Below are 2,676 nucleotides of genomic sequence, written 5' to 3' on the forward strand. Positions count from 1 at the left end.
CGGCGACTCCAAGTCAACGAAGGCCGTCTCCGCCGCGACCGCAAGCGGCCGCCGTGGAGACGCTCCTTCGCAGGGTGCGAAGTTTCCGCCGCCAGCGCCTTGATACAATGCGTATCTCCTGTACGCTTCCTTCGCGAAAGACGAAGGATGCGGTTCGACCTCACTGACCTGCGGCTGTTCTGCGACGTGGTGGAGACCGGCGCCATCACCCGCGGGGCCGAGAAGAGCGCGCTGGCGCTGGCCGCCGCCTCGACCCGCATCCGCAACATGGAGGCGGCGCTGGGCGCGCCGCTGCTGGTCCGCTCGCGACAGGGCGTGACGCCCACGCCCGCCGGCCGCACCTTGCTCAAGCACGCCCGCACCATCCTGGCCCAGACCGCCCAGCTGAAGGACGACCTGTCGGCCTACGCCACCGGCCTCTCCGGCGAGGTGCGGTTGCTGGCCAACACCAACGCCTCGGCCGAATTTTTGCCCGAGGCGCTGAGCGCCTTCCTGGCCGCCCACCCTCACGTCTCCGTGGAGCTGGAGGAGCGGCTCTCAGACGAGATCGTCGGGCTCATCGCCGAGGGGGCGGGCGACGTCGGCATCGTCGCCGGCACCGTCGACCTGGCCGGCCTGCAGACCTTCCCGTTCCGCACCGACCGGTTCGTGGTGGTGACCCCCGCCGGCCATCCGCTGGGCGAGCGCCCCGTGCGCTTCTCGGCGGCGCTCGACTACGACTTCGTGGGCCTGGCCCGCTCCAGCGCCCTGCAGCGCTTCCTGGCCGACAAGGCCGCGCGGGAGGGCCGCCCCTTGCGTCTGCGCGTGCAGCTGCGCAGCTTCGACGCCGTCTGCCGGCTGGTGGAGCATGGGGTGGGCGTCGGTGTGGTGCCGGAGACCAGCGCGCGCCGCGCCGCCAAGACCATGGCCCTGGGCATCGCCCCCCTCACCGACGAGTGGGCCCTGCGCGAGCTCACCCTCTGCGTCCGCTCGATGGACGAGCTGCGCCCCTATGCACGCGAGCTCGTGGAGAGTCTGCGCAGGCCCTGACTAAACTTTCTTTCCCGCCTGCGGTTGAAAGGAGCGGGAGCTACTCCCGATCCGCCAGCCAGTCGGCCGAGCGCATCTCTTCCAGGCGCGAGGCGGTGCGCTCGAATTCGAAGGCGCCCTCGCCCTCCGGATAGAGCTTCGACGGCTCGGCGTCGGCCAGCACGATCAGCCGCGCGTGGGCCTCGTAGAGGGCGTCGATCAGGGTGACGAACCGGCGGGCCTCCTCGCGCCTGGCCGGGACCAGCTTCGGCACGCCCTCCAGGAAGACGGTGTGGAATCGCTCGGCGATGGCCAGGTAGTCGTTGGGGCCGAGCGCCACGCCGCACAGGCTGGAGAAAGTCGCGCGCAACTGGCCGCCCGCCGCGTGGGGCAGCGAAATCTTGCGGCCGAGCACCTCGAGGGTTTCGCCAAGTTCCTCGTCACCGTTCAGCATGCTGGCCCACAGGGCGCCGAACTGGCGCGCGTTGTCAGGATCATTGGGCGCGAACCAGGTGCCCGCCGCCCGCAGCCGGTCGAGCCGGTAGTCGTGCGCGCCCGCCACTCGCACGATCTCGCAGCGGGTCTCCAGCATGTCGATGAAGGGCTCGAAAAGCTGCCGGTTGATGCCGTTCTTGTAGAGCTCGTCGGGCGGGCGGTTGGAGGTCGCCACCAGGGTCACCCCTCTGGCGAACAGGGCCTCGAACAGCCGGCCCAGGATCATCGCGTCGGCGATGTCGGTGACCTGCAGCTCGTCGAAGCAGAGCAGCCGCGCCTGGGGCGCCACCACATCCGCCACCGGCGGGATGGGATCGTCGCCCTTGGCCTGGCCGAAGCGGGCCTTGCGGGCGGCCGCATCACCCTTGCGCCAGGCGTCCACCAGCCGGTGCACCTCGCCCATGAAAACATGGAAGTGGGTGCGCCGCTTCTTCGCCGCCGGCGCGGTCTCGTAGAACAGGTCCATGACCATGGACTTGCCCCGCCCCACCGGCCCCCAGAGGTAGACGCCCCGCTGGCTCTCGGGCTTGCGGAAGCGGGACAGCAGGCCGTTCGGCTCACTGGCCGCCAGGTCGGCCTCCAGGCGCGACAAGGCCGCAACAGCCTGCGCCTGGGCCGCATCGGGGGAAATCTCGCCGCGCGCGAGGCGCGCCTCGTAGGCGGTCGAAAGGGCGGAGGCCATGAGCCCTCGCCCCTAGCCCGGACCGGCGCCGATCACAACGGTTTGGACGGAACAGCCAAGCGGCCCGATGGGTTGGACCCTCGAACGATCACCAGTCAGGAGCCCCACATGGCCGACGAAGACCGCACCTTCACGCCGAGCACCGTCAGCTCCAATCGCACCCAGATGCAGGGCGGCGGCGTCGGCCAGGAGGAGATGAATCTGCAGCAGTCGCCGAACCGGGGCCAAGGCGCGACCGAGGCCGATCGGACCGAGGGCTGGGACAACGATCCGGTCGGCTCCGACCGGAACGCGCCGGCGAGCGCCTTCAGCGAGGCCGGCGAGGACGGCGCCGACGACGTCGCCGAGGCGCGCTCCTTCGAGCAGTCGGGCGCGGAAGAGCCGAGCGAGCCCCGCTTCGGCCAGGCCACCCAGGCTCAGTTCGACCCCAACGACATCGGCGAGCGCGACGATCCTCAACTCGACTGGGGCGAGCCCGAGCCCGGCGCCGT

At 70.8% G+C, this 2,676-nt stretch carries 3 protein-coding genes; 2 read left to right on the forward strand and 1 reads right to left on the reverse strand.

Translation table 11 applies throughout. The features are described from left to right. The first annotated feature begins 147 nt into the window (after window positions 1-147). On the forward strand, window positions 148-1,029 hold the full coding sequence (locus VHK87_RS17925; RefSeq protein ID WP_329636257.1) for a LysR substrate-binding domain-containing protein: 882 nt from the start codon (window positions 148-150) through the stop codon (window positions 1,027-1,029). 40 nt (window positions 1,030-1,069) lie between these two features. On the opposite strand, the gene zapE is transcribed toward VHK87_RS17925, so the two are convergent. Beyond that, window positions 1,070-2,185: a cell division protein ZapE gene (gene zapE / locus VHK87_RS17930; RefSeq protein WP_329636258.1), complete on the reverse strand. Its 1,116-nt coding sequence runs from the start codon at window positions 2,183-2,185 to the stop codon at window positions 1,070-1,072. A gap of 108 nt (window positions 2,186-2,293) precedes the next feature. On the opposite strand from zapE, the gene VHK87_RS17935 reads away from it, so the two are divergent. Next, window positions 2,294-2,676, forward strand: a 383-nt coding sequence (locus VHK87_RS17935; protein ID WP_329636259.1) for a hypothetical protein, incomplete at its 3' end; no start/stop codon positions are given.

This window comes from Phenylobacterium sp. (assembly GCF_036263695.1).
GTDB lineage: Bacteria > Pseudomonadota > Alphaproteobacteria > Caulobacterales > Caulobacteraceae > Phenylobacterium.

What these genes read in the sequence shown, in the direction of transcription:
- VHK87_RS17925 (WP_329636257.1), top strand. Translation starts at nt 148, where the DNA reads ATGCGGTTCGACCTCACTGACCTGCGGCTGTTCTGCGACGTGGTGGAG.
- zapE (WP_329636258.1), bottom strand. Translation starts at nt 2,185, where the DNA reads ATGGCCTCCGCCCTTTCGACCGCCTACGAGGCGCGCCTCGCGCGCGGC.